Source organism: Bradyrhizobium sp. Bra78, from assembly GCF_024519855.1.
Classification (GTDB): Bacteria; Pseudomonadota; Alphaproteobacteria; order Rhizobiales; family Xanthobacteraceae; genus Bradyrhizobium; species Bradyrhizobium japonicum_G.
Window position 1 is genome coordinate 1 of the sequence record NZ_JALJRE010000002.1, and the last position, 23,543, is coordinate 23,543.

General features: G+C 63.4%; 24 protein-coding genes. 16 read left to right on the top strand and 8 right to left on the bottom strand.

Annotated features, from left to right (window positions below; translation table 11 throughout):
• On the top strand, positions 1–815 hold an 815-nt coding region (locus OC450_RS04005), incomplete at its 5' end, for a UDP-glucose dehydrogenase family protein (protein ID WP_262047236.1).
• 157 nt (positions 816–972) lie between these two features.
• Positions 973–1,863, top strand: coding sequence for an aldose 1-epimerase family protein (locus OC450_RS04010; RefSeq protein ID WP_211387030.1), 891 nt, complete (start codon positions 973–975; stop codon positions 1,861–1,863).
• A 20-nt stretch (positions 1,864–1,883) separates the two neighbouring features.
• Here OC450_RS04010 and OC450_RS04015 read toward each other — a convergent pair whose 3' ends face one another.
• On the bottom strand, positions 1,884–2,732 hold the full coding sequence (locus OC450_RS04015) for an MBL fold metallo-hydrolase (protein ID WP_262047237.1): 849 nt from the start codon (positions 2,730–2,732) through the stop codon (positions 1,884–1,886).
• A 251-nt stretch (positions 2,733–2,983) separates the two neighbouring features.
• On the opposite strand from OC450_RS04015, the gene OC450_RS04020 reads away from it, so the two are divergent.
• Entirely contained in the window at positions 2,984–3,799 is an 816-nt protein-coding gene (locus OC450_RS04020) for a response regulator transcription factor (RefSeq protein WP_262047238.1), read from the top strand.
• 34 nt (positions 3,800–3,833) lie between these two features.
• Here OC450_RS04020 and OC450_RS04025 read toward each other — a convergent pair whose 3' ends face one another.
• Both OC450_RS04025 and OC450_RS04030 read right to left on the bottom strand, forming a co-directional pair.
• Entirely contained in the window at positions 3,834–4,973 is a 1,140-nt protein-coding gene (locus OC450_RS04025; protein WP_262047239.1) for an alpha/beta hydrolase family protein, read from the bottom strand.
• A gap of 96 nt (positions 4,974–5,069) precedes the next feature.
• On the bottom strand, positions 5,070–5,285 hold the full coding sequence (locus tag OC450_RS04030) for a hypothetical protein (protein ID WP_211387026.1): 216 nt from the start codon (positions 5,283–5,285) through the stop codon (positions 5,070–5,072).
• Positions 5,286–5,413: 128 nt separating this feature from the next.
• On the opposite strand from OC450_RS04030, the gene pgm reads away from it, so the two are divergent.
• From pgm to OC450_RS04050, 4 genes are all read left to right on the top strand, one after another.
• Positions 5,414–7,060 (top strand): phosphoglucomutase (alpha-D-glucose-1,6-bisphosphate-dependent), encoded by a 1,647-nt coding sequence (gene pgm / locus OC450_RS04035; RefSeq protein ID WP_262047240.1) that lies wholly within the window; start codon positions 5,414–5,416, stop codon positions 7,058–7,060.
• 136 nt (positions 7,061–7,196) lie between these two features.
• Positions 7,197–8,246 (top strand): aromatic ring-hydroxylating dioxygenase subunit alpha, encoded by a 1,050-nt coding sequence (locus OC450_RS04040; protein WP_211387024.1) that lies wholly within the window; start codon positions 7,197–7,199, stop codon positions 8,244–8,246.
• A gap of 6 nt (positions 8,247–8,252) precedes the next feature.
• On the top strand, positions 8,253–9,005 hold the full coding sequence (locus OC450_RS04045) for a GntR family transcriptional regulator (protein WP_211387023.1): 753 nt from the start codon (positions 8,253–8,255) through the stop codon (positions 9,003–9,005).
• A gap of 10 nt (positions 9,006–9,015) precedes the next feature.
• Positions 9,016–9,996: a PDR/VanB family oxidoreductase gene (locus OC450_RS04050; RefSeq protein WP_262047241.1), complete on the top strand. Its 981-nt coding sequence runs from the start codon at positions 9,016–9,018 to the stop codon at positions 9,994–9,996.
• Between the two features lie 70 nt (positions 9,997–10,066).
• On the opposite strand, the gene OC450_RS04055 is transcribed toward OC450_RS04050, so the two are convergent.
• On the bottom strand, positions 10,067–12,028 hold the full coding sequence (locus OC450_RS04055; protein ID WP_262047242.1) for a putative bifunctional diguanylate cyclase/phosphodiesterase: 1,962 nt from the start codon (positions 12,026–12,028) through the stop codon (positions 10,067–10,069).
• A gap of 342 nt (positions 12,029–12,370) precedes the next feature.
• Entirely contained in the window at positions 12,371–12,742 is a 372-nt protein-coding gene (locus OC450_RS04060; RefSeq protein WP_256807867.1) for a hypothetical protein, read from the bottom strand.
• Positions 12,743–13,310: 568 nt separating this feature from the next.
• On the opposite strand from OC450_RS04060, the gene OC450_RS04065 reads away from it, so the two are divergent.
• Entirely contained in the window at positions 13,311–14,741 is a 1,431-nt protein-coding gene (locus tag OC450_RS04065) for a DUF1254 domain-containing protein (protein WP_211387019.1), read from the top strand.
• Positions 14,742–14,894: 153 nt separating this feature from the next.
• Here the strand turns inward: OC450_RS04065 and OC450_RS04070 are convergent, their stop codons facing one another.
• Entirely contained in the window at positions 14,895–15,260 is a 366-nt protein-coding gene (locus OC450_RS04070) for a nuclear transport factor 2 family protein (RefSeq protein WP_262047243.1), read from the bottom strand.
• A gap of 99 nt (positions 15,261–15,359) precedes the next feature.
• Here OC450_RS04070 and OC450_RS04075 point away from each other — a divergent pair, with 99 nt between their 5' ends.
• From OC450_RS04075 to OC450_RS04100, 6 genes are all read left to right on the top strand, one after another.
• A complete protein-coding gene (locus OC450_RS04075; protein ID WP_262047244.1) occupies positions 15,360–15,950 on the top strand; it encodes a TetR/AcrR family transcriptional regulator in 591 nt (196 codons plus the stop codon).
• Between the two features lie 1,071 nt (positions 15,951–17,021).
• A complete protein-coding gene (locus OC450_RS04080; RefSeq protein WP_211387016.1) occupies positions 17,022–17,237 on the top strand; it encodes a dodecin family protein in 216 nt (71 codons plus the stop codon).
• A gap of 163 nt (positions 17,238–17,400) precedes the next feature.
• Positions 17,401–17,706 carry a hypothetical protein gene (locus tag OC450_RS04085; protein ID WP_211387015.1) on the top strand — a complete coding sequence of 102 codons (306 nt, stop codon included), beginning with the start codon at positions 17,401–17,403 and terminating at the stop codon, positions 17,704–17,706.
• 154 nt (positions 17,707–17,860) lie between these two features.
• Complete coding sequence (locus tag OC450_RS04090; protein ID WP_262047245.1) at positions 17,861–18,031, top strand: hypothetical protein; 171 nt, start codon at positions 17,861–17,863, stop codon at positions 18,029–18,031.
• A 39-nt stretch (positions 18,032–18,070) separates the two neighbouring features.
• Complete coding sequence (locus OC450_RS04095) at positions 18,071–18,400, top strand: GcrA family cell cycle regulator (RefSeq protein ID WP_211387013.1); 330 nt, start codon at positions 18,071–18,073, stop codon at positions 18,398–18,400.
• 300 nt (positions 18,401–18,700) lie between these two features.
• A complete protein-coding gene (locus tag OC450_RS04100) occupies positions 18,701–19,144 on the top strand; it encodes a DoxX family protein (protein ID WP_249129639.1) in 444 nt (147 codons plus the stop codon).
• A gap of 5 nt (positions 19,145–19,149) precedes the next feature.
• Here the strand turns inward: OC450_RS04100 and OC450_RS04105 are convergent, their stop codons facing one another.
• Positions 19,150–19,299, bottom strand: a complete 150-nt coding sequence (locus OC450_RS04105; RefSeq protein ID WP_211387012.1) for a hypothetical protein — start codon at positions 19,297–19,299, stop codon at positions 19,150–19,152.
• Positions 19,300–19,755: 456 nt separating this feature from the next.
• Between OC450_RS04105 and OC450_RS04110 the strand changes: the two genes are divergently transcribed.
• Complete coding sequence (locus OC450_RS04110; protein ID WP_256807871.1) at positions 19,756–21,381, top strand: GMC family oxidoreductase; 1,626 nt, start codon at positions 19,756–19,758, stop codon at positions 21,379–21,381.
• A 25-nt stretch (positions 21,382–21,406) separates the two neighbouring features.
• Complete coding sequence (gene hemC, locus OC450_RS04115) at positions 21,407–22,387, top strand: hydroxymethylbilane synthase (protein WP_256807872.1); 981 nt, start codon at positions 21,407–21,409, stop codon at positions 22,385–22,387.
• 125 nt (positions 22,388–22,512) lie between these two features.
• On the opposite strand, the gene OC450_RS04120 is transcribed toward hemC, so the two are convergent.
• Positions 22,513–23,418 carry a LysR family transcriptional regulator gene (locus tag OC450_RS04120; RefSeq protein ID WP_211387009.1) on the bottom strand — a complete coding sequence of 302 codons (906 nt, stop codon included), beginning with the start codon at positions 23,416–23,418 and terminating at the stop codon, positions 22,513–22,515.
• Positions 23,419–23,543 lie beyond the last annotated feature (125 nt).

The window sequence follows — 23,543 nt, forward strand, 5'->3', positions numbered from 1 at the left end:
GCGTCGTCGTCGGCACCTCCGACGAGCGCGGCCGCAAGGTGATGGGCGACATCTACCGTCCGCTGTCGCTGAACCAGGCGCCGCTGATGTTCACCGAACGCCGCACCGCGGAGATGATCAAATACGCCGCCAACGCGTTCCTCGCGACCAAGATCACCTTCATCAACGAGATCGCCGACCTCTCCGAAAAAGTCGGTGCCAACGTGCAGGAGGTCGCGCGCGGCATTGGCCTGGACAACCGCATCGGCACCAAATTCCTGCATGCCGGCCCCGGCTTCGGCGGTTCCTGCTTTCCCAAGGACACCAAGGCGCTGATCAAGATCGCGCAGGACTATGACGTCTCCTTGCGCATCGTCGAATCCGTGCTCGCGGTCAACGAGAACCGCAAGCGCGCGATGGCGCGGAAAGTCAGCCAGGCGCTCGGCGGTAGCTTGCGCGGCAAGACCATCGCCGTGCTCGGGCTCACCTTCAAGCCCGACACCGACGACATGCGCGACGCGCCGTCGATCCCGCTCGTCACCGGCCTGATCGACATGGGGGCGAAGGTGAAGGCGTTCGACCCCGTCGGCATGGAGCAGGCCAAGGGCGAGCTGCCCAGCATCACCTATTGCGAGGACGCCTATTCCTGCGCGCAAGGCGCCGACGCGATCGTCATCGTCACCGAATGGGTGCAGTTCCGTGCGCTCGATCTCGACCGGCTGAAGGCGACCATGATCCAGCCCGTCGTCGTGGATCTCCGCAACATCTACCGTCCCGAAGAGATGGCTGCGGCTGGGTTCGTCTATGAGAGCGTCGGACGGTCGTCCCAAGCCTGACGAGGAAGCCTGGCAGGCGGACCTGGCACGGCGATGCGAAGCTGAGCTTCGCTTCGCCCATACCGGGGCGGGCAAAACATCCTCCAATACTTATGGTCTGCTCGCACGAGGCAGCGGCGCTTCGCCCGCCACCTCGACTTTCGCGATGAGGACGGTCATGACCGACGACACGCACACGATCCGCAGCGGCGCTCTCACCGCGACCATCAAGGCGCACGGCGCCGAGATGTGCTCGCTCAAGCACAAGGACAGCGTCGAATTCGTCTGGCAGGCGGAGCCGGCCTGGCCGCGCCATGCGCCGCTGCTGTTTCCGATCGTCGGGCGTCTCGCCAAAGACGAATTGCGGCACCGGGGCAGGACGTACCGGATGACCCAGCACGGATTCGCGCGGGACAGCCGCTTTGCGTGGTCGGAACGCGGCGAGAGTCGCTGTGCCCTCGTGCTCGAAGACAGCGAGACGACACGTGCGCTCTACCCCTTCGCGTTTCGCCTGACGGCGACCTATGTGCTCGACGAATTCGGTCTCGATCTTTCGCTCACGATCGCGAACACCGGCAACGAAACGTTGCCGGCCTCGCTCGGCGGCCATCCCGCTTTCAACTGGCCGCTCCGACCGGGAGTGGCGAAGGAGAGTTACGCGCTGACCTTCGCGAACGCAGAGCCATCCCCCGTCCGCCGTCTCGATGGCGGCTTGCTGCGTCCGGCAGCGGAGCCGAGCCCGGTCGACGGCACCGTGCTGCCCTTGTCCGCTTCCCTGTTCGTCGACGATGCAATCATCTTCGACCGGATCGCGAGCAGTTCGGTCCGCTATGCCGCGGGGCAGGGCGCGTCCAGCGGGCCGTGGCTGACAATGTCGTGGCGCGGCTTTCGCGAGCTCGGTGTCTGGTCGAGGCCGACAGGCGCGCCGTTCCTCTGCATCGAGCCCTGGCGCGGCTATGCCAGTCCTGCCGGCTTCGATGGCGAGTTCAGCGACAAGCCGGGCCTGATGCACATCGCGCCGGGAACGGAAGAGCAATTGTCGTTCCGGATCGAGGTCGGATCGTCCTGAAGCCGGCCGCCTGATGGCTCTCAAACCTCGATCCGCGTGAGGTCCTCGCCGAGCACGACGGGACCCGAATAGTCCCGCCTGACGCCCGCGAGCAGTGCATTCAACATGGAATCGTCGGTGCGCGGCCGGTGATGGGTCAGCGCGAGCTTCTTCACGCCGGCCTTGGCTGCGACCTTGCCGACCGTATCGCCGCAGGCAATCGTGAATTTCGCAAGGCGGCGGAGGTGCTCGTTGTTGATCTCCGGCGTGGCGAGGAAGCAGCACTGGACGAGCAAATCGGCTCCCTCCGCCAGTCGCTCGAGACCGGGGCAGGGGACCGTGTCGCCGGAAATCGCGATGATCTTGCCCGCCGCCTCGAAGCGGTAGCCGAGGCACATCCAGCGCTGGAGAAAGGCGGGCGGCATGTCGAGGCCGTCGCCGTGCGAGACCAGCTCGGCGCTGATCTTCCAGCGCCCGGTGTCGAGAACCGGGCCCGGCACGATGTCCGTCGCGACGACCGGCTTCCAGCCGCCGAAGCTCGGCTCGCCCTTGTCGCGCCAGGTGATGTCCTTGTCGTAGACCTGCGTGATCAGCGTGTTGACCAGCCGTTCGGTGTCCGGCGGCCCATAGATGCGCAGCTCGTCCTTGCGCCCGTGCATCCATGAATTCAGCATCACATCGTAGAGGTCGCCGATATGGTCGAAATGGTGATGGGTGAGAAAGACCGTGTTGACGGCGCCGAGCGGCACGCCGGCCTTGCCGAGTTGCAGCATGACGCCACGGCCTGCGTCGAACAGGATGTTCTCCTCGCCGAGCCTGATCAGCGTGGTGGTCGCCATGCGGCGCGGGTCCGGGCGCGGCCCGCCGGTGCCGAGCAGTACGACTTCCATGGCGGCTACTCCATGTGCAGGCTTTTCGGGTGGACAATAGTTTCGAAGCTCTTGGCGGGGCAAGCTGCCGCGGGAGCCTCGGGCTGCCGTCTCGCACAACTTCGGCTTGTGCAGGCGATTTCCCGCACACCATGCGCGGGATGAGAATTGTGGGCCAATTCATACTTAATACGGCTGGATCGTGACCAATGTTGTTTGGGCGGCACAAGACGCCTAGTATTCTGGCAGGCAATTCGGGGGCTCGAACGGTTGTGAATGCTCGTTCACAAGACATCGCATTGCGCTACGACCTGAATTTTCAGGCGGGCCCGCAGGCACACAGGACATCCAAGATCGTGGCTGATTCCGCACTTCAGGAATTGCGTCCCGCTGGCCGCGAGCGGCTGATCGTCGTCGAAGACGATCCGGTGACGCGGACGATGCTGGTCGGTTACTTCAGCGAGAACAATTTCGACGTGGTCGGTGCCGGCTCCTGCGCGGAATGCCGGCAGGCGCTGCGCGCGCGCACTGATCTCATCTTCCTCGACGTGCAGTTGCCCGACGGCGACGGTTTTGAGCTCGCCAAGGAGATCCAGGCGACCAGCAACGCGGGCATCATCTTCGTGACCCGCCGCGACACCGACGTCGATCGTATCCTCGGCCTCGAGATCGCCGCCGACCATTACGTCACCAAGCCGATCAATCTGCGCGACCTGCTCGCGCGCGCCCGCAGCGTGCTCCGACGGCGCTCGATCGACCGCAAGGCGGCGCGGAACCACAATTCGATCGCGTTCGGCGACTGGATCATCGACCTGACGCGGCGCGAGTTGCTCGGCAGCGACGGCAAGCCGGTATCGTTGACGCGGGCCGAATTCGACCTGCTCGCGGCGCTCGTCGGCGCCGACGGCAGGCCGCTCAGCCGCGACTATCTGATCGAGGTCGTGAGCAACCGCCAGGCCGAGGTCGACATCCGCACGGTCGATGCCCTGGTGGCGCGGCTGCGCCGCAAGCTCGTCGGCAGCGGCACACCCGTCATCTCCACTGTCACCGGCGTCGGCTACAAGCTCGCGCTCAGCGAGCGGCTCTAGCCTCACCTGCCGAAAGACCTGATCGCCCTCGCGCCTATCGCGCGCGGGCGCTCTGATCCGTCGACGTCCTTTGCGCGCCCGCCAACCTGTCGTCGACTGCATAGAGCGTGCAGGTGGGCGACCATTTCATGCAGGCGCCGAGCGAATCGCGCTGGGCGTCGTCGGTCGTCGCGCGTCCCGAGCGCCAGCCGTAACCGCCGTTCGGCGACAACGCAAAAGCCTTGTGCGGCATGGTGCTGGCGAGATAGCGCGCGAACTCGGCGCGCGCGGCCTCGTCGAGCTGGCCCGGCGGCGGCAGCGGATCGGGCGGGCTGAGGATATCATGGCCGAGCCCGCGCTCGCGCAGGAAGGCGTCGAGATACGGCGTCCATTGCGGACGACCCACGACGGAATAGAGATAGTGGCCATCGTCGCCGTAAGGCGGTGCCGCGATGAATTTCGCGGCGCCGCCGCCGGCGCGAAATCCGTCATGGAGGCGCCGCGCGAGATCGGGACCGAAGTACGAATCGTTGCTGGCATAGACCCACAGCATCGGCACGCGCGAGGTCTTGCCGAAGCTGGCGAAGGCCTGCACCAGCCCGTCGGGATTGCAGACCTCGTCATGATCGCGCGAGCTGCGGCCGCCGGCAAAGCTGATCGCGGCGACGAGGCCGGACGGCGCCTGCGCGGTCAGCGCGACGGTGGCGAGCCCGCCGGCGGAATGGCCGGCCGCGATCATGCCCGATGTCGTCACGTCGGCCCTGCGCCCCATCGCGTCGATCGCGGCGCGCAAATCCGCGACGGCAACCGCCGCCGCCGGCAGATAAGCGGCATTGGCGCAACCGCCGACGCTGTCGACGCGGCCGCCCGGCGAAGTGCCGTAACCGCGCCGCATCACGATAAGCGCCGCAAAGCCGCGCCGGGCATATTCCAGCGCGATGCCGTAATATTTGTGCGCCGACATGGTCGCGCGGTCGTCGAAACTGCGCGGCGAGCCGTGGCTGAGCAGCGCGAGCGGATAGCGCTTCGCACCCGCAGGGCGGACCAGGAACGCCTCCAGCCCCTGCGGGCCGGCCTCGGCCATCGGGATGCGGAGGTCCTCGGTGTAGAATTCGGCGGCAATGGCGCGCGACGACGCACCGGCCAGCGCAAGCCAGGCGATCAGCAGGGGCAGCAGCTTGCGCGAGAGGACCATGGGGACGATTCGAAGGGCCGGGATGCCTCGAACCATAGCATGATCCCGCGAGTGCGTGGGAGCGGACGGCCCGGGGAACGGGTCCGACGCGTGGCGTCAGCGCACGGTGCGCGGAGGAGGGGATGCCTCCGTCGTATCTGTTGCGTCGCTGTGGAGCGCCCGCTCGATCCGTCGCTTCACCCTGGCGAGGTCGTGATCCACCGCCGCATTGCGCAGGATCGGATTGGGCTCGACGTCGGCCTCCCTCACATGTTCCGGAGACGATAACACCAAGGAACTGGCGAGCAGCACGGCCGTTGCGAAAATGGTCATGTCTGTATTCACGGCCCCAAATGCGGCCATTTGTTGCCAGTGTTGACGAAGGGCTTTTGGGTTGGCGGGTGCAAGCCCGATGGTATGGTGTGACAGGACCTTCATCTTTCAACGACGAGGATATTTCAGTGGCTGATGTTCATCCCGCGGCGGGCAAGCAGGTCTCGCCGGACGCGCTCACCAACGTTCCGCGGCTGGTGACGGCCTATTTCGCCGGCAAGCCCGATGTCGCGGATCCCGCACAGCGGGTGGCGTTCGGCACCTCGGGTCATCGCGGCACCTCGTTCAAGAACAGCTTCAACGAGGGCCATATCCTGGCGACCACGCAGGCCATTTGTGATTACCGGCGAGAAAAGGGGCTGACCGGTCCGCTCTTCATCGGCATCGACACCCATGCGCTGGCCGAGCCGGCGCTGGTCAGCGCCGTCGAGGTGTTCGCGGCCAACGGCGTCGACATCATGATCGACAGGGATGGCGGCTACACGCCGACGCCCGTCATCTCGCATGCGATCCTGACCTACAACAAGGGCCGCACGTCGGGTCTGGCCGATGGCGTCGTCATCACGCCCTCGCACAATCCGCCGGAGGATGGCGGCTACAAATACAATCCGCCGCATGGCGGCCCGGCCGACACCGATGTGACCGGCGTGGTCGAGAAACGCGCCAACGCCTATCTCGCCGACGGGATCAAGGGTGTAAAGCGCATCGACTATGCCAAGGCGCTGAAATCGTCGAACGTCCGCGCCTATGATTTCGTTACGCCTTACGTCGCCGATCTCGGCAACGTCGTCGATCTCGACCTCGTGAAATCCGCCGGCATCAATATCGGCATCGATCCGCTCGGCGGCGCCGCCGTGCATTACTGGCATCCGATCATCGAGCGCTATGGCCTGAAGGCGACCGTGGTGAACGAGGCGATCGATCCGACCTTCCGCTTCATGACGGTGGACTGGGACGGCAAGATCCGCATGGACTGCTCCTCGCCGTATGCGATGGCGAGCCTGATCGCCATGCGAGATCGCTTCGACGTCGCCTTCGCCAACGACACCGATGCCGATCGGCACGGCATCGTGACGCGCACCGGCGGCCTGATGAATCCGAACCATTATCTGGCGACCGCGATCGCCTACCTGTTCGCGCACCGCCCGAACTGGGGCAAGGACGCGGCGATCGGCAAGACCGTGGTGTCGAGCTCGATCATCGACCGCGTTGCTAAAAAACTCGGCCGCAAGCTGGTCGAGACGCCGGTCGGCTTCAAATGGTTCGTCGACGGCCTCGTCGGCGGCTCTTTCGGGTTCGGCGGCGAGGAGAGTGCGGGCGCCTCGTTCCTGCGACGCGACGGCACCGTGTGGACCACCGACAAGGACGGCATCATTCTCGGCCTGCTCGCAGCCGAGATCATGGCCAAGACCGGCCGCGATCCCAGCCAGCTGTTCAACGACCTCACGGCCGAGCTCGGCGTGCCGCATTACGCGCGCATCGATGTCGCCGCCACCACGCCGCAGAAGAACATCTTGAAGTCCGTCACGCCCGAGCAGCTCGGCCTGAAGGATCTCGCCGGCGATCCCGTCCGCGCCACGCTCAGCAAGGCGCCCGGCAACGGCCAGACGTTCGGCGGCATCAAGGTCGAGACCGATTTCGGCTGGTTCGCGGCGCGGCCGTCCGGGACGGAGGATGTCTACAAGATCTACGCCGAAAGCTTCCGCAGCACTGAGCACCTGAAGCGGATTCAGGAAGAAGCCCAGGCGGGGCTGAAGAAGGTGTTCGGGGCGTAGCCGCCAAGGCACCGGTCAATCCTGTATACATAATAGACGATAATGGTAATTTGGTAAGCCAAAATCGACCTTGAACCAATCTCGTGCCCTCGCTATTGTATACATAACGTATTCATAAGCCTTGGGAGTGAGACCGGTGACAAAACCCTTCCCGATGAACGCATGGTACGCCGCCGCCTGGGACGCCGACGTCAAGCCGGCGCTGCTGCCGCGGACGATCTGCGGCAAGCATGTCGTGATGTACCGCAAGGCCGACGGCTCGGTGGCCGCGCTGGAGGACGCCTGCTGGCACCGCCTGGTGCCGCTGTCCAAGGGCCGGCTCGAGGGCGACACCGTCGTCTGCGGCTATCACGGGCTGAAGTACAATGCGCAGGGCCGCTGCACCTTCATGCCCTCGCAGGAGACCATCAACCCGTCGGCCTGCGTGCGCGCCTATCCCGTGGTCGAACGTCATCGCTACATCTGGCTCTGGATGGGCGACCCCGCGCTGGCCGATCCCGCGCTCGTCCCCGACATGCACTGGAACCACGATCCGGCCTGGGCCGGTGATGGCAAGACCATCCGCGTCAATTGCGACTACCGCCTCGTGCTCGACAATCTCATGGACCTCACCCACGAGACCTTCGTGCACGGCTCCTCCATCGGCAATGACGCGGTCGCCGAAGCGCCGTTCGACGTCACCCATGGCGAGAAGACCGTTACGGTGACGCGCTGGATGCGCGGCATCGAGGCGCCGCCGTTCTGGGCCAAGCAGCTCGGCAAGACCGGCCTCGTCGACCGCTGGCAGATCATCCGCTTCGAGGCGCCGTGCACCATCGCCATCGACGTCGGCGTGGCGCCCACCGGCACCGGCGCGCCCGAAGGCGACCGCTCGCAGGGCGTCAACGGTTTTGTGCTCAACACCATCACGCCCGAGACCGAGAAGACCTGCCATTATTTCTGGGCATTCGTGCGCAACTATCAGATCGGCGAGCAGCGCATCACCACCGAGATCCGCGAGGGCGTCTCCGGCATCTTCCACGAGGACGAGCTGATCCTCGAAGCCCAGCAGCGCGCGATGGATGAGAACCCCGATCGCATCTTCTACAACCTCAACATCGACGCCGGCGCGATGTGGACGCGCAAGCTGATCGACAGGATGGTGGCGAAGGAAAACCCGCCGCAGCATCTCCAGGCTGCGGAGTAGGCCGACATGGCCGAGCGTGAGGTCGACCGTTCCGTCTCGCAGACCGTGAAGGCGCAGCTCGCGCTGCGCGACCAGATCCTGTCGGGCTCTCTGCGCCCGGGCGAGCGCATCTCCGAGCTGCAGGCGGTGGAAACCACCGGCGCCTCGCGCACGCCGGTGCGCATGGCGCTGGTGCGGCTGGAGGAGGAGGGCCTGCTGGAGGCGATCCCGTCCGGCGGCTTCATGGTGAAGGCGTTTTCCGAGCGCGACATCTCCGATTCCATCGAGCTGCGCGGCACGCTGGAGGGCCTTGCCGCGCGCTTTGCCGCCGAGCGCGGCGTCTCGGCACGCGAGCTCGAGCCGCTCAAGGAGTGCCTCGCCGCGATCGAAGAATTGCTGCGCCAGGTGCCGATCTCGGTCGACGCGTTCTCGTCCTATGTCGCGCTGAACGCGCGCTTCCATGCGCTGCTCACCGAATTGTCGCGCAGCCCCCCTTTGATCCGGCAGATCGACCGCGCCTCGGCGCTGCCGTTCGCCTCGCCCAGCGGCTTCGTGATGGCGCAGTCCGCGCTGCCCGAGGCGCAGCAGATCCTGATCATCGGGCAGGAGCATCATCGCGTCGTGATCGACGCCATCGAGAACCGCGAAGGCGCCCGCGCCGAGGCGGTCATGCGCGAGCACGCGCGGCTCGCGGTCCGCAATCTGCGGCTTGCGCTGCGCAACCGGACCCATCTCGACCTCTTGCCGGCGCTCGCGCTGATCAAGACCGCAACCGATTGAGGGCAGTGCCATGCGCTTCATCGAAACCTGGATCCCGGCGACGCTCGTCTCGACGCGCGATCTCGCCCCCGACATCCGCGAATTCCTGATCCAGCCGGATCAGTTCGACGGTGCCGCCTATCCGGTCGGCAGCCACATCAATGTCAGCGTAACCATCGACGGCCAGCCCGAGACGCGATCCTATTCGCTGGTCGGCGAAGCCGCGTCGCGCGGCTTGCGGATCGCGGTCCGCCGCGCCGAGGATTCCCGCGGCGGCTCGCGCTATATGTGGTCGCTACAAGCCGGCGCGCGGCTCGACATCACCCAGCCCGCTTCGCTGCTCGCGGTCGACTGGGCCCGCGAAAGCTATTGCCTGATCGCCGGCGGCATCGGCATCACGCCGATCCTCGGCGCCGCGCAGGCGCTGGCGCGGCGCGGTGCCGATGTCACGCTGCACTACGCCGTGCGCTCGCGCGGCGAGGCCGCCTATCTCGACGATCTCGCTGCGATGCTCGGCGACCGTCTGGTCGTCCATGCGAGCGATGAGGCCAGACGACTCGATCTCGACGCGCTGTTCGCGTCATTGCCGCAAGGCGCATTGGCGCTGTTCTGCGGCCCGATGCGGATGCTGGATGCCGCGCGCCATGCCTGGATCGGTGCCGGCCATCCGCTCCCCGATCTCCGCTACGAGACGTTCGGCTCCAGCGGCACATTGCCCACCGAGACGTTCCGGGTTCGCCTGAAGGGCTCCGATGTCGAGCTCGAAATCCCGCGCGAGCGCTCGATGCTGGACGTGCTCAACGCCAGCGGCCACGACGTCATGTACGATTGCAAGCGCGGTGAATGCGGCCTCTGCGCCATCGACGTGGTCGCCGTCGACGGCAAGATCGATCACCGCGACGTCTTCTTCAGCGACCACCAGAAGCAAAGCAACCAGAAGATCTGCGCCTGCGTCTCCCGCGCGCGCGGCACCATCACGGTGGATACGTTGCTGCGGGCGGATGCGGTCTGAGCTCGCTGCTCGGCCTCATGGTTCGCCCGGCTCCAAAGGCGGGCGTCTCGAAGGATGTGCCGCGGCAGATCTACGCCGCGTAAGTCGCCCGCATCTTCTTCGCGTCCAGCAGCGCCAGAACGCCTTCGGCCGACACCGGCCGGCTGATCAGGTAGCCCTGGACCTCGTCGCAACTGATCTGGCGCAGATATTCGAGCTGGTCGGCGGTCTCGACGCCTTCGGCGACCACGCCGATGCGCAGGTCGCGCGCCAGCGAGATCACCGACTTCACGATCGCGGCGCAGTCCGGCTGCACCAGCATGTCGCGGATGAAGGACTGGTCGATCTTGATGCGGCTGAACGGCAGCTTGCGCAGATAGGTGAGCGAGGAGAAGCCCGTTCCGAAATCGTCGAGCGCCACGGTGACGCCGAGCTGCAGCAGCGCATTGAGAACCGACGCGGCCGAGCCGTATTTCGACAGCAACATCGATTCCGTGATCTCTATCTCGAGCCGGTGCGGGGCGATCCTCGCGTCGGCAAGCGCCTGCACGATGATCTGCAGGAGGCCGTTGTTGCGAAACTGCGCGGCCGAGAAGTTCACGGCGACCCTGATCTCTTCCGGCCAGTCCGCCAGCGTCGCGCAGGCGCGCCGGATCACCCATTCGCCGATCTCGTGGATCAGCCCAGTCTCCTCGGCGATCGGAATGAATTCACTCGGCGGCACCAGCCCGCGCGAGGGATGCCGCCAGCGCAGCAGAGCCTCGAAGCCGGTGATCCGGTTCTCACCGAGATCGAGGAACGGCTGGAACACCAGGAACAGCTCATCGCGCGCGATGGCGCCTTCGAGGTCCGATTGCAGCGCCTTGCGATCACGGGATAAGCGGTCGTCGGCTTCCTCGAAGAAGCAGACCGTGCCGGGGCCCGCCTTCTTGGCGCGGTAGAGCGCGGCGTCGGCATTCTTCATGATGTCGAGCTGCGTGCTGCCGTCGCGCGGCGCCAGCACGATGCCGATGCTTGTCGCGCCGACGATCTGGCGCCCCTCGATCTGGAACGGTTCGTCGAAGGCCGCGGCGAAGCGCTCGGCGAGCTCGAGCGCCTCTTCAGGCCGCGTGAGATTGGCCATCACCAGCGCGAACTCGTCGCCGCCGATGCGCGCGACATGCTCGGCCGCGCGGGTGCAGCGTTGCAGGCGGCTTGCGACCTGGACCAGGAATTCGTCGCCGGCGGGATGGCCGAATTGGTCGTTGACCTCCTTGAAGCGATCGAGGTCGAGCAGCAGCACCGCGAATTCCTCGCCGGACAGGGCGAGCCGCTTCAGGGCGGCATCGAGCGTCTCGTTGAAGGCGAACCGGTTGGGCAGGAGGGTGAGAGGATCCTGCCGCACGGTACGTTCCGCCTCGATCTGTCGCATCACCCGCCGCGCGAACGAGACCGAATTGACGAACACGCTGCGCAGCAGCACCGATCCGTACACCACCACCAGGAAGGCGATCAGTAGAAACGCCGGATCGCCATTCCTGCCGAGGCAGATGGCGATGCCGGCGAAGATCGGGGCCGTGAATGCGATCGCCGCGATCGGGATCGTGGCGAAGGCCAGAGCGCCGCCCGCCAGCATCCCCGAACAAAGGCAGGTGATGACGAGCTGCCCGCCGGTTGAGGCGTCGGTGAAGAATGCGACCGGAACGATGCCCCAGGCGGCGCCGAGGACGAAGGTATTGCGCACCAGCCGATGCATGGCCCGGCGCGAGACGAATTGCGGTTTGGTGATGCGCCGCGCGGCGTGGGATTGCACGCCGAATGCGATCGCGGCGCCCGCCACGATGACGGCCCAGATCAAGGCCAGCTTCAGGTCCGGCGAATGCCACAGCGCGATGGCAAGCACGGCGGCGTTGCAGGCATTGGCCAGCATGATGCCGACGGAATAGCCGAGCACCAGCGACATCTGTTCGGCGCGGATATGGCCGGCGACGGCTTCGTCGGTTGCGGGACCGCCAAAGGCCGACAGATCGCCGGCGAACAGCCGCGCGAAATAGCTGGTCGTTTGAGTCCGCATTCCAGAGCCTGCAGCAGCATGGGCCGTTCGTCCGGCTCGACCCCGAGAATTCGCTGCAAACCTTTGACGAACTATGAATTATCTCACCCGGCCGGCATCGCCGCGACCACTTCTGCGTGTCCAAGCGGCAGTATCGATAACAAATCGATACAAATGCGCGCCGCCGGCGTTGCCGCGGTCGCGGACTTGGGGCGCTGAAGCTTGCTGGACCGGATGGACGATAATGATAATCGCCTGTTTGGCGTCACGACGCAGATTGCATGGACACCAGGGCCAGCCTGTCAGCTGACGATCAGAACGCCGCGAACTTCGTCAGAAACGGAGAAGTCCGGCGGCGCCATCTCACAGCTTGTTTCGGTTCTTACTCGCTCCCCTCAATTTTGGAGCGTCCGGCGTCGATTTCGCCCAATCGGCCATTTGCATGCAGGTAAGCAGGTCAACATAGCTGTCATTGCCGCCAGCTGTTGCTTCGCCTTCGCATCGGTTTCGAAGGCTTTCGGAATTCGTGAGCCATACGGAATGAAGCTGTTGCAGCGCGGAATTTTCGTCGCGCATGCAGTCGTCGTAAGTCTGCGGCAGATCCAGGGCCATCGCCTTGTCAGTGGCTACGGTTGCTTTGCAGGTTGCCTCGACATTGAGTTGAGGGACGCGTTCGCTGACTGGAATTGCTGTGTGGCCGCCTATCATCGCCAAGGATACAAGTAAAATCTTCATGCAGCAGAACTCCCCGGGTGAGATCTTACTGAAGTAATTTCATGGGACGACAATCGAGTTTGGATCGTATTGATCTGAATCAAGGGGAATGAAGGAGATTGTCTCTCCAGCGAGAGCACTACGGTTGCGGGCCCGATATGGAAGCTGGTATCCATCAACCGTGCCGCTGAACGGAAGCGACTCTTACGTTCCGTTTCCTTTCTCACACGACCCGGCACTTCGAAAAACCAGGCAGCCGCTTGTGCTCCGAGAATGCGAGCCACATCGCGACGATGCAGAGGCACAAGATAAACACCATGGCTGGCCCTCGGCTTCCGTGCTAGCGTGGCACTCGTAGAGGTAGACCTTTCTTCGACGTCGCCTTTTCACGATACGCATACAGCCAACTAATTCCAGCGCACCGGTCTTGATTTCTGCTGACGCCCTTACGGCGTCTTGTGCAGAAAATGTTGCACGTTCTCTCGCGCGCCTGCGGCGGTCTGCGCACGCTTGACGCAGATCAAGACGAACTGACCGACTTGGCAAGATCAAAGGATTTTTAGGGTTCAACCCAACGGAGTTTGTTTCCATGAACATCACCCGTCGCAATGCAACGATTGGCGGTATGAGCCTGCTCGCCAGCGCCTCCATGGCCACATCAGCTCGTGCCGAGCTTGGTGAATTCCTCGGCATCGGCGAAGGACTTGAGGAGTTCGCACTCGCCACCGACGCCTATATCTTCGGCTACCCTTTGGTGACGATGGAGATGACGCGGAGAATCATCACCAACGTCGCGGCACCGGTCGGGACGCGGGCACCGATGGGCCAGATCATCAAGCTGCGCAAATATCCCGACGCGTCCTTCCGCGACGTGACGGCGCCGAATGCTGACACGCTTTACACGACTGCGTTCTTCGATGTCGGCAATGAGCCGTGGGTGCTCACGATCCCTGACATGAAAGACCGTTACGCGCTATTTCCGATGCTGGACGGCTGGACTACGGTGTTCCAGGTTCCGGGCAAGCGGACCACTGGCACCGGCGCGCAAACCTGCGCGATCACGGGCCCTGGTTGGAAAGGCGAATTGCCGGCCGGCGTCACGGAGTACAAATCGCCTACAAGCATCGTTTGGCTGCTCGGCCGTATCTATTGTACCGGAACGCCGGAGGATTACGCCGAGGTCCACAAACTCCAGGACGAATTCAAGCTGGTGCCGCTGAGCGCCTACGGCAAGCCGTACACGCCGCCGGCGGGCACGGTTGATCCGTCCCTCGACATGAAGACGGCGGCGCGCGAGCAGGTCAACCGCATGGACGCGGTGGCCTATTTCACACTGCTCTGCAAGCTGATGAAGAACAATCCGCCTGCGACCGCGGATGCACCGCAGCTCGCCAAATTCGCCCGGATCGGTATCGTGCCGGGACAGGATTTCGACGCGAGCAAGCTCAAGGCGGATTTCGTCAAGCGCGTGCCCGAGGTCGGCTTTGACCGGATCATGCTCCAGTTCAAGGTCAACAAGGACGTCAAGGATGAGAACGGCTGGGCCTTTACGACCAAAACCGGCATCTACGGTACTGACTACCTGATGCGGGCGCTCGTCACCGCCATTGGACTCGGCGCCAACCGGCCGCAGGATGCCGTCTATCCGACTTCGCAGAAGGACGCGGACGACCGGAAATACAGCGGCGCGAACAAATACGTCATGCACTTTGCCAAGGGCCAGCTTCCGCCAGCGCTCGGCTTCTGGTCGGTGACGATGTACAACGGCGAGTATTTCTTCGTGGCCAATCCGATCGACCGCTATTCGATCAGCGCGCGCCAAAATCTGCAATCCAATCCGGACGGATCGACCGATCTCTACATTCAAAATGAATCCCCGGGCAAGGACAAGGAGTCCAACTGGCTTCCGGCGCCCTCCGGCGACTTCGTTCTGATGATGCGGCTGTACTGGCCGAGCGAGAAGGACCCCTCGATCATCGATGGCTCGTGGAAGCTTCCGCCGGCGAAGAAGGTGAGCTGAACGGAGCGACAGTGGGCTGGAATACCTGGCTGACGTTTTCGATTTCACCAACGGCAACCCACCGGCACGGTAACGCCGACGGCGAATTGTGACGAAATAGGCCTCAACAGCGACGGCGAGGCTCGTTGCAGCCGAAAATCCGCAGGAGATCGCTCACCGCCCCAACTGTTTCGGATTGTAATAGAATCGCTCCTCGATCAGCTGATCGCCGCGCCATGTCTGCCAGGCAATCTCTTCGAGCGTCCGCGTGACGCCTTCGGCATTGGTGAAGCTGAATTTCCAGCGCGTGGCGACGTTGTCGCCTTCGATCAGGCTCGGCCCGATCCGCACCGCCTTGACCTCCTTGAAGGCTGCCAGCACGCCGCGCTCCTTGGCCGCGAGCTTGTCGCGCCCGACCAGGGGGTCGGCCTGGTTTTCATGGGTTGCGGCGTCCGGGGTGTAGTAGTTCAGGATCGCCCCGACGAAATCCCCGTCCTCCAGCCGCTTCGCAAAAGCTTCGACGATGTCACGGCTCGGCATAGATCACCTCATGATTAAACCGACTGATGGTCGGTGAATACCGACCGATAGTCGAAAAGTCAACTGGCCGCCCGTGCGGAATTGGACTAGACGAGAGCCATGGCGAAACAGGCGGAGCGGCGGGCCGCGACATCGGAGGCGATCCTGACGGCGGCGCGCCGCCTGTTCGGGACGCAGGGCTTTGCCGCCACCACCATGGACGAGATCGCGCAGGGAGCCGGCATCGCCAAGGGCGCGGTCTATCACCACTTCAAGACCAAGGAGGCGGTGTTCGAGGCCGTGTTCGATCTTGTCTCGCGCGATCTCGTTTCCGAGATCGACGGCACCGCGCGGGCCGAGAAGGATGTGCTCGCCGCGATGGTCGCCGGCACCCAGCATTATTTCGCGGCGACCGCCAAGGGGCCGACAGGCCAGATCATCCTGCGCGACGGTCCGGCCGTGCTCGGCTGGGAACGCTGGCGCGAGATCGACGCGCGGCATTTCGGCGGCAAGCTGCCGCGTGCGATCGCGGCGGCGATGGAGGCCGGGCTGATCGCGCGGCAGCCGGTCGAACCGCTGGCTCGGCTGCTGCTCGGCGCGGTGACGGAGGCCGCGGTCGCCTGCGCCGGGCGCGCGGATATCGCAAGGGCGGGCGCGGAATATGCCCGTGCGTTCAGGTCGCTGGTCGAGGCGCTGCGACTGCGGGAATGATTGCGCGCGGTGCACCAGTCTTCCGGCTTGGCCTCTTGCTCGTGGCCATCGCAGTCGCAAGCTTGGTTTTGCGCCTCATCGGTTTCGTGCTGGTGGTCGCCGAGCTCATTTGCCCTGGATTTTGAACGTCCAGGTCGCGCGTACCTCCCACGGGCAAGAGGTTCAAATTCTCCGCTCTTCTCCTACTTGCAGCCGCGGCAGATAGTAAGCTTGCATTGTAAGACCTCATCTTCTTGATCGATCGATTCCTGCGCCGTGGCGCTACCCACATCGGGCTTGGAGGCTTTTGCTGCGCGTGACCTCATGGGGCGCGCCGCCTGGCTGACGTGCCACTGTCGTCGGCGGTGGCGGCACTCAAGCGGCCGGCAGGAACTCACCCTCCCGATCCTGCTACTTGAACGCGACCGCACCGCTCGACAGCGTCGTGAGTGAGAGGGATCTTGAAGTCTCTAAACGCAGCCTGCGGGACGCCTGGTGCGTTGCACGATTACGTCATGGTTGGGGACCCATTCCTCCGCGGTTGAGTCCCAATGATGAGTGTCGTCGAAGTGTTTCCAGGGTGGCCGCCCTGGTTTGTTTTCACCCTTCTGTCGTTTTGCATTCAGTGCGCTGAGTTGGACGACCAGTGTCCCAGCCATCATCACCCATTCGCGCGCATTATATCGGGAGTTCCATTTGATTATCGCGAGCATCGGATGCCTCCTTCAAAGTAAGAAGCCGAAGCCGTGGCCATCTTAGCCCGGGCCAAGAACACGGGGACGTAAGGTACTTCACAGTCGGCCAACATCTTAGACATAGCGGCGCGATCCGGCACGCGTCTGGCGGGGATACCGGAGGGCTAAGTGTCGCAGATCAGGTCTTGTCTGTTACAATGATCTGGCATCATCGGCGAAGTCGGGCACGTCCGAAAAGGGCCGAAAGGCGCCCTCCCCGCGAAATGCAGTTTATCCCTTATCGGCCCGGCGCGACGTCCGAGACCGTATCGCGTCGTATCAGCGCCGATATCCTGATGCTAGATTTCACAACGGCAGGAGCACCTGCTTCCTGCTTCATACCGAACAGGAGGACGACATGCCTGATAGCGTCTACAAGGTCATTGAACTGATCGGTACCAGCAACGACTCATGGGAGAAGGCGGCCGCCAATGCGGTCGAGCTGGCTGCAAAATCTCTCCGGGATCTTCGCATTGCAGAGGTCGTCAAGCTCGATATGCAATTGGATGCGAAGGGAAAAGTAGAGGCCTATCGCGCCAAGCTCAACGTATCGTTCAAGTTCGAGGATTCCTGAGCCTCGGCACCTCGCCCCGCTTGCGGGGCGAGGTTGGCGCACTGGAGAAGGTGCGTCGCGCGACTCCCCGGCCGGCGTTTGTGACGCATCCTGAAAGTAGGGCCCAACTGGGACCCGCTATGCTTTGATGCGTGGGGCGGAAACCGTAACGCGTGGTGACCTCATGTACATCGTCATTCGCAAGTACACCAAGGTTCGTTCGGTTGCAGACGCTGCTCGCCGCGCCAAGAGCGGCATCGGTCAGATCCTGAGGCAATCGCCCGGATTCAGATCCTACTACGTGCTGGATGGGGGCGACGGCGTTGGTGTCGCCGTGATGATATTCGAGGACCGCGAAAGCGCGAATGCAGCGAACACCAAGATCCTGGAGTTTGTTCAGGCAAGTCTGCTTGACCTCGATCTTGGAGATCCTGAAATCACTGCCGGTGAAGTTCTGGTGAATATAGAACTGATGCGTCCTCGGGCTTAAAGTATTCGTAAACGCCGCCAGTTGCATGGGGGCGCCCCTTGCCGCTGCAGCCGATCTGGTCGCCGTCGCGTTGGAGCGATCGCGCCCTGGATATCCGGATGTCGTCCGTCAGGAATATTCGGCTGCGCAAGCTTTTTCGAGGAGCAACAACAACATGAAGCAGTACACCTTCGAAACATTTTTCACCACGGCGATCGTCTGGACGCCGCTCGTGGCTTTGGGCGCCGTGATGCCGCCCCGAGATCCTGATGAAGACGAGGAGGACGACGAAGTGGAACATGACTCCGACGAACCGGCCGTCATACGCGAGCCGGACGAAGACTAGACTAGCCGGTGTCTGGCAGTCAGCGCTATAATGGCTCCCATGGGCTGGAGTGCGAAAGACGTGGCGCTGCTCAAAAGGCTCTGGGCCGCAGGACAGAGCGCGGCGCAGATTGCGCGCTGTCTCGGGTGTAGCCGTAACGCGGTCTGCGGCATGCTGACTCGTTTGGGCCTGAAGCGTGGCCACAAGCCGCCAACAGCAAGACCCACGATCAGGCCGCCCCCGAAGCTAAGGCCGTTGTCGTCGGCCGCCTCCGCACGTACAGTCGCAAAGACCGTGTCGCGGAGCACAGCAGAGAGGCAGCGGCCGAGGGAATTGAGCAAGCAGCAACTTTACGCCGTTCTAGCTGAGGCGGTCAGGAACACTGGCTAAGAGCTCACCATGAAGGTCGGTACGCTCCGCGTCCGTGCCTAGTCCAACTCGAACGGGTCTGCTTGTCGTGAGCATTCCCCAGGCCTCGGCCTATTTCGGGTCACAAATGCGAAGGCAGGGTTGCTGCGCCGAGCCCTTGACGTCCGCTACCGGTCGGTCATTGGCAGACGAACGACGAAGCGGTTTGCAGCACGCCGAAGAGCTGGTAGAGCCGCTTCATGCCGTTCCGCCATTCGTGATACGTTACTCTCAGCCCGCAAACGTTTTCAGCCGTGTTGGACAACAACGGAGGCTTTGCCAATGAAATCCAATTTTTACTCACGGCCGGTAGATGAGTTCGCCACAAGTAAAGCTGATGCACTGCTCTTGGTCGGCCGAATCCTACTTGCGTGGGTATTCGTCGGAAGCGCCTACGGAGCAATATTCAACTTCAGCGGCTCCGTCGGCTATTCCAGGTCGCTGAACCTTCCAGCACCCGAGCTGTTCACGGCGACGAACATCGCACTGGAAATATTGATATCCATTAGCCTGGTATTGGGCATCGGTACGCGCTTCTGCGCAGTGCTGACATTTATGTTCGTACTGGTGGCAACTGCCATTGCACACCGCTACTGGGAGTATCCGGCCGGTGCGCAGCAGATTGGTCAATACAATCATTTTCTGAAGAACATCTCGATCATGGGAGGCGCGATGTTGATCTTCGTCACTGGGGCGGGCCGCTTCAGTTTCGACCGAAAAATGTAGCCCGATCACTTCACTTTGGCCTTAAAAGCCTCCTCGGACAGTCGGCGGGTGCTCTTTGATACCGGCTTGAGTGCCTCGCTCACGATCGCGAAGAGGAGCATCAGCCACGTCGCAAGCGCGACACACGACAGCAAGAATTCAAATGTCTCCGACATGATGACCTCATCAAAAATATCTGTTCTGAATGCGGCAAGTGCTAGGGGCTTCGATGAGGTTCTTGGCCGCTTCGACGCGATAAGTGCATGGTGACTTCCTCCTTTCGGGGAATGTTCATGTCACTAAGGCGCAATCAGCGGTCAGAATCGCGTTGACCGAGAGACGAAACCCCGCCGTGGGCAATATGCCGCTTGGAATAGACGGGCTTTCGGAACTGCCCCGCTCGCGGCTGAATAAACAGCCTATATCAAAGATGTGTCGCGCGCCAAAAGAATCTGATTCGCCAGCCCGACCCACAAATGTCAACCTACCTGCATGAATCCCTCGAGCTGCCCCAACCAATGTCTTGGTCCACTCAGAGGTCGAAAGGCGAAATGACTGGAATGGGCCGCCTAAGTCTGCTTCACCCTTGGAAGCAGACATGTCACGTTTATAGGTACAGGCCCTGGCAATAGATGACCGCAAATTCCTCCCTCGCATCGTCTGATCCCGAATTCGACTACATCATCGTTGGCGCTGGCTCCGCCGGCTGCGTGCTCGCCAACCGTCTGTCGGCGAACGGCAAGCACAGTGTGCTGTTGCTCGAGGCCGGCCCGAAGGATTCCAACATCTGGATCCACGTGCCGCTCGGCTACGGCAAACTCTTCAAGGAGAAGACCGTCAACTGGATGTACCAGACCGAGCCGGAGCCCGAGCTGAAGGGGCGCCAGGTGTTCCAGCCGCGCGGCAAGACCCTGGGCGGATCGAGCTCGATCAACGGCCTGCTCTATGTCCGCGGCCAGCACGAGGACTACGACCGCTGGCGTCAGCTCGGCAACACCGGCTGGGGCTATGACGACGTGCTGCCCTATTTCAAGAAGGCCGAGAACCAGTCGCGCGGCGCCGATCAATATCACGGCAGCGGCGGCCCGCTGCCGGTATCCAACATGGTCGTGACCGATCCGCTGTCGAAGGCCTTCATCGATGCCGCGGTCGAAAACGGCCTGCCCTACAATCCTGATTTCAACGGCGCCACGCAGGAAGGCGTCGGCCTGTTCCAGACCACGACCCGCAATGGCCGCCGCGCCTCGACGTCGGTGGCCTATCTCGGCCCGGCGAAGACCCGCGGCAATCTCAAGATCGAAACCGAGGCGCTCGGCCAGCGCGTGCTGTTCGAGGGCCGCCGCGCGGTCGGCGTCGAATACAGGCAAGGCGCGACCGTGCGCCGCGCACGTGCGCGCAAGGAGATCGTGCTGTCGAGCGGCGCCTACAACTCGCCGCAGCTCTTGCAGCTTTCCGGCGTCGGTCCCGCCGATCTGCTGCGCCAGCACGGCATCGATGTCGTGCTGGACGCGAAGGGCGTCGGCCACGATCTGCAGGACCACATGCAGGTCCGTGTCGTGATGCGCTGCTCGCAGAAGATCACGCTCAACGACACCGTCAATCATCCGCTCCGCCGCGCGCTGGCCGGCGCGCGCTACGCGCTGTTCCGGAAGGGCTGGCTGACCATCGCGGCCGGCACGGCCGGTGCGTTCTTCAAGACCAGTCCGCGGCTGGCCTCGCCCGACATCCAGGTGCACTTCCTGCCGTTCTCGACCGACAAGATGGGCGAGAAGCTGCATGATTTTTCCGGCTTCACGGCCTCGGTGTGCCAACTCCGCCCCGAAAGCCGCGGGTCCTTGCGCATCCGGAGCGCGGACCCGACCGTGCCGCCGGAGATCCGCATCAACTACATGTCGACCGAGACCGACCGTACCACCAACGTCGAAGGTCTGAAGATCCTGCGCAAGATATTGAATGCGCCGGCGCTGAAGCCGTTCGTGGCTGGCGAGTACGATCCCGGGGCGAAGGTATCCACGGATGCGGAGCTGCTCGATTACTGCCGCGAGCGCGGCAGCACCATCTACCATCCGACCTCGACCTGTCGTATGGGCAATGATGCGCTTTCGGTGGTGGACCAGCGGCTGAAGGTGAGGGGGCTCGAGGGCCTGCGCGTCGTCGACGGCTCGGTCATGCCGGATCTGGTCTCGGGCAACACCAATGCGCCGATCATCATGATCGCCGAAAAGGCCTCCGACATGATATTGGAGGATGCGCGGTAAACCTGCGCCAGAAGGAGCAGACGGCTTGGCGACGCGATTCAAGATCGGCACACGCAAGAGCGCGATGGCGCTGGCACAGACGGAAGAGATCGCGCGCCGCCTGACCGCCGCCGTGCCCGGTCTCGATGTCGAGATCGTCAAGTTCGACACCACGGGCGATCTCGACCAGACCAGCAAGCTGCTGCCGCATGGCGGCAAGGGCGGCGCTTTCGTGGCGCAGATCCGTGCCGCGGTGCTGTCTGGCGAACTCCAGGCCGCGATGCATTCGCTGAAGGACATGCCGGGCAACGAAGACACTCCTGGCCTCGTGATCGGCGCCACGCTGTCGCGCGATCCACCCAATGACGCGCTGGTGCTGCGCGATGGCGTGACGCTGCAGGCGTTGCGCCAGTCCCGCGGCAAGGGTTTCAAGATCGGCACCAACGCCGTGCGCCGCGCGGCCTATGCGCGGCGGCTGTTTCCCGATGTGGAGGTCATCCACTTCCGCGGTGCCGCCGATACGCGCGTGCGAAAGCTCGACAATGGCGAGAAGCAGAAGCTGCCGGATGGCGGCGCGGTAGGGCCTGCCGATGCGTTGATCATGGCGCGCTCGGGCCTCGATCGCGTTGGCCTTTCCAGCCGCATCGCCTACGAGTTTACGGCGGCGGAGATGCTGCCCGCGGCGGGGCAGGGCATCGTCGCCGTCGAATGCGCCGCGCAGGACTGGCAAACGCGAAAAGTCCTGTCGTCGATCGACGATCCCTCAGCCCATGCCTGCGCCGATGCCGAGCGCGAGGTGCTCTGGGTCCTCAACGGTCACTGCAATTCGCCGGTGGCGGGTTTTTCGACCATCGCCGGCGATCAGATGTCGCTGACCGCATCCGTGCTCGATCTCTCCGGCAACACCATCATCGAAGCCTCGCGCGCAGGCCCCGCCAATCGCCCGCGTGAGCTCGGCCGTGCGGTCGGACTGGATCTGCTGGACAAGGGCGCCGCCGAGATCATCGAGCGCAGCCGGCCGCGCTGATCCGTGTCCCCATAAGTCCAGTGGAGTGAGGCAACGTCCGCCTTGCAGCCACGGCGACCAGGTTGGCGTGCGGCATCGCCGTACGTCGTGGTCGGGCACAAGCAGACATCCGGCTTGTCCCACTCTCATTTCGCCATTGGCCTTGCGAGCTTACGGGCGCTGTCTACGACAAGCTGCACAACGGGGCTGACGGCGCGATCCTTGATAGTGACCATCCCGTTCGGTCGACGTGCCGCCGGCAATTCGACGGACAAGACCTTGAGCGCGGCCCCCCTGGTCAGGAAATTCAGTGCGGAGGACGGAAAAACCGTGATGAACCGCCCGGTCTCCAGCAAGCTGACCCGCATATGGGGGGAATCGGTGACCACCGTGGCGCGTGGATACTCAAATCCGCCGGCGCTAAAGGCTTGCGTGATGATTGATCCGATCACGCTTTCCCGCGGTGGAAGCACCCAACGTTCCTCCGCCAGATCCGAGAGCTGGATGTTGCGCCGCCGGGTCCAGGGATTTTTGGCACCCGCCGCGACGACATAGCGATCTTCAAAAAGAAATTCGAAATGCAACCGCTCGTCAGTCATCGAGCCGCTGCTCCTCACGAACAACAGATCGACTTTGCGCTCGCTCAGATCGCGGTGCAGTGTCTCCAGGTAGCCGGTCACGAGCTGGAATCTGATCCCCGGATGACGCCGGGAGAGCCGATCGATGAGAGCGGAGACGAAGCTGGCCGCCAGAAAAGCCGTGCTTCCAATCCGCACCTCTCCGGCGGTGGGGTCGGCCAGATATTCGATGCTCTTCACGCCGCGGCGTAGTTCGTCGAAAACGGCGGCACCGCAATCGAGCAGGGCGCGGCCGCACTCGGTCGGCTCGATCCCTCGCCGGTGGCGATCCAGCAAGCGGACGCCGAACGCATGCTCGAGCTCCGCGATCGATCTCGAAATATTAGGCTGGGTGGTATTGAGCACGAGCGCCGCCTTGCCCATGCTGCCAGCCTGCACCACCGCCATGAGCACATGCAGGTCGTGCAGCTTCATTCGTTTTCCGATGCGATCGCTCATCTGCATGAGAGCACCCATTTCCGTTTTGAGATGATCTCATCAGACAATAGCCTTATGCGCTTATGACAACATCAATTATCCTCACCCCGCTGAAGAGAGCC

Bases quoted from the DNA above. Each gene is read 5' to 3' on its own strand.
- OC450_RS04010 (WP_211387030.1), top strand. From the start codon at position 973: ATGACCGACGACACGCACACGATCCGCAGCGGCGCTCTCACCGCGACC.
- OC450_RS04015 (WP_262047237.1), bottom strand. From the start codon at position 2,732: ATGGAAGTCGTACTGCTCGGCACCGGCGGGCCGCGCCCGGACCCGCGC.
- OC450_RS04025 (WP_262047239.1), bottom strand. From the start codon at position 4,973: ATGGTCCTCTCGCGCAAGCTGCTGCCCCTGCTGATCGCCTGGCTTGCG.
- OC450_RS04030 (WP_211387026.1), bottom strand. From the start codon at position 5,285: ATGACCATTTTCGCAACGGCCGTGCTGCTCGCCAGTTCCTTGGTGTTA.
- OC450_RS04045 (WP_211387023.1), top strand. From the start codon at position 8,253: ATGGCCGAGCGTGAGGTCGACCGTTCCGTCTCGCAGACCGTGAAGGCG.
- OC450_RS04050 (WP_262047241.1), top strand. From the start codon at position 9,016: ATGCGCTTCATCGAAACCTGGATCCCGGCGACGCTCGTCTCGACGCGC.
- OC450_RS04055 (WP_262047242.1), bottom strand. From the start codon at position 12,028: ATGCGGACTCAAACGACCAGCTATTTCGCGCGGCTGTTCGCCGGCGAT.
- OC450_RS04060 (WP_256807867.1), bottom strand. From the start codon at position 12,742: ATGAAGATTTTACTTGTATCCTTGGCGATGATAGGCGGCCACACAGCA.
- OC450_RS04065 (WP_211387019.1), top strand. From the start codon at position 13,311: ATGAACATCACCCGTCGCAATGCAACGATTGGCGGTATGAGCCTGCTC.
- OC450_RS04070 (WP_262047243.1), bottom strand. From the start codon at position 15,260: ATGCCGAGCCGTGACATCGTCGAAGCTTTTGCGAAGCGGCTGGAGGAC.
- OC450_RS04075 (WP_262047244.1), top strand. From the start codon at position 15,360: ATGGCGAAACAGGCGGAGCGGCGGGCCGCGACATCGGAGGCGATCCTG.
- OC450_RS04080 (WP_211387016.1), top strand. From the start codon at position 17,022: ATGCCTGATAGCGTCTACAAGGTCATTGAACTGATCGGTACCAGCAAC.
- OC450_RS04085 (WP_211387015.1), top strand. From the start codon at position 17,401: ATGTACATCGTCATTCGCAAGTACACCAAGGTTCGTTCGGTTGCAGAC.
- OC450_RS04090 (WP_262047245.1), top strand. From the start codon at position 17,861: ATGAAGCAGTACACCTTCGAAACATTTTTCACCACGGCGATCGTCTGG.
- OC450_RS04095 (WP_211387013.1), top strand. From the start codon at position 18,071: ATGGGCTGGAGTGCGAAAGACGTGGCGCTGCTCAAAAGGCTCTGGGCC.
- OC450_RS04100 (WP_249129639.1), top strand. From the start codon at position 18,701: ATGAAATCCAATTTTTACTCACGGCCGGTAGATGAGTTCGCCACAAGT.
- OC450_RS04105 (WP_211387012.1), bottom strand. From the start codon at position 19,299: ATGTCGGAGACATTTGAATTCTTGCTGTCGTGTGTCGCGCTTGCGACG.
- OC450_RS04110 (WP_256807871.1), top strand. From the start codon at position 19,756: ATGACCGCAAATTCCTCCCTCGCATCGTCTGATCCCGAATTCGACTAC.
- OC450_RS04120 (WP_211387009.1), bottom strand. From the start codon at position 23,418: ATGAAGCTGCACGACCTGCATGTGCTCATGGCGGTGGTGCAGGCTGGC.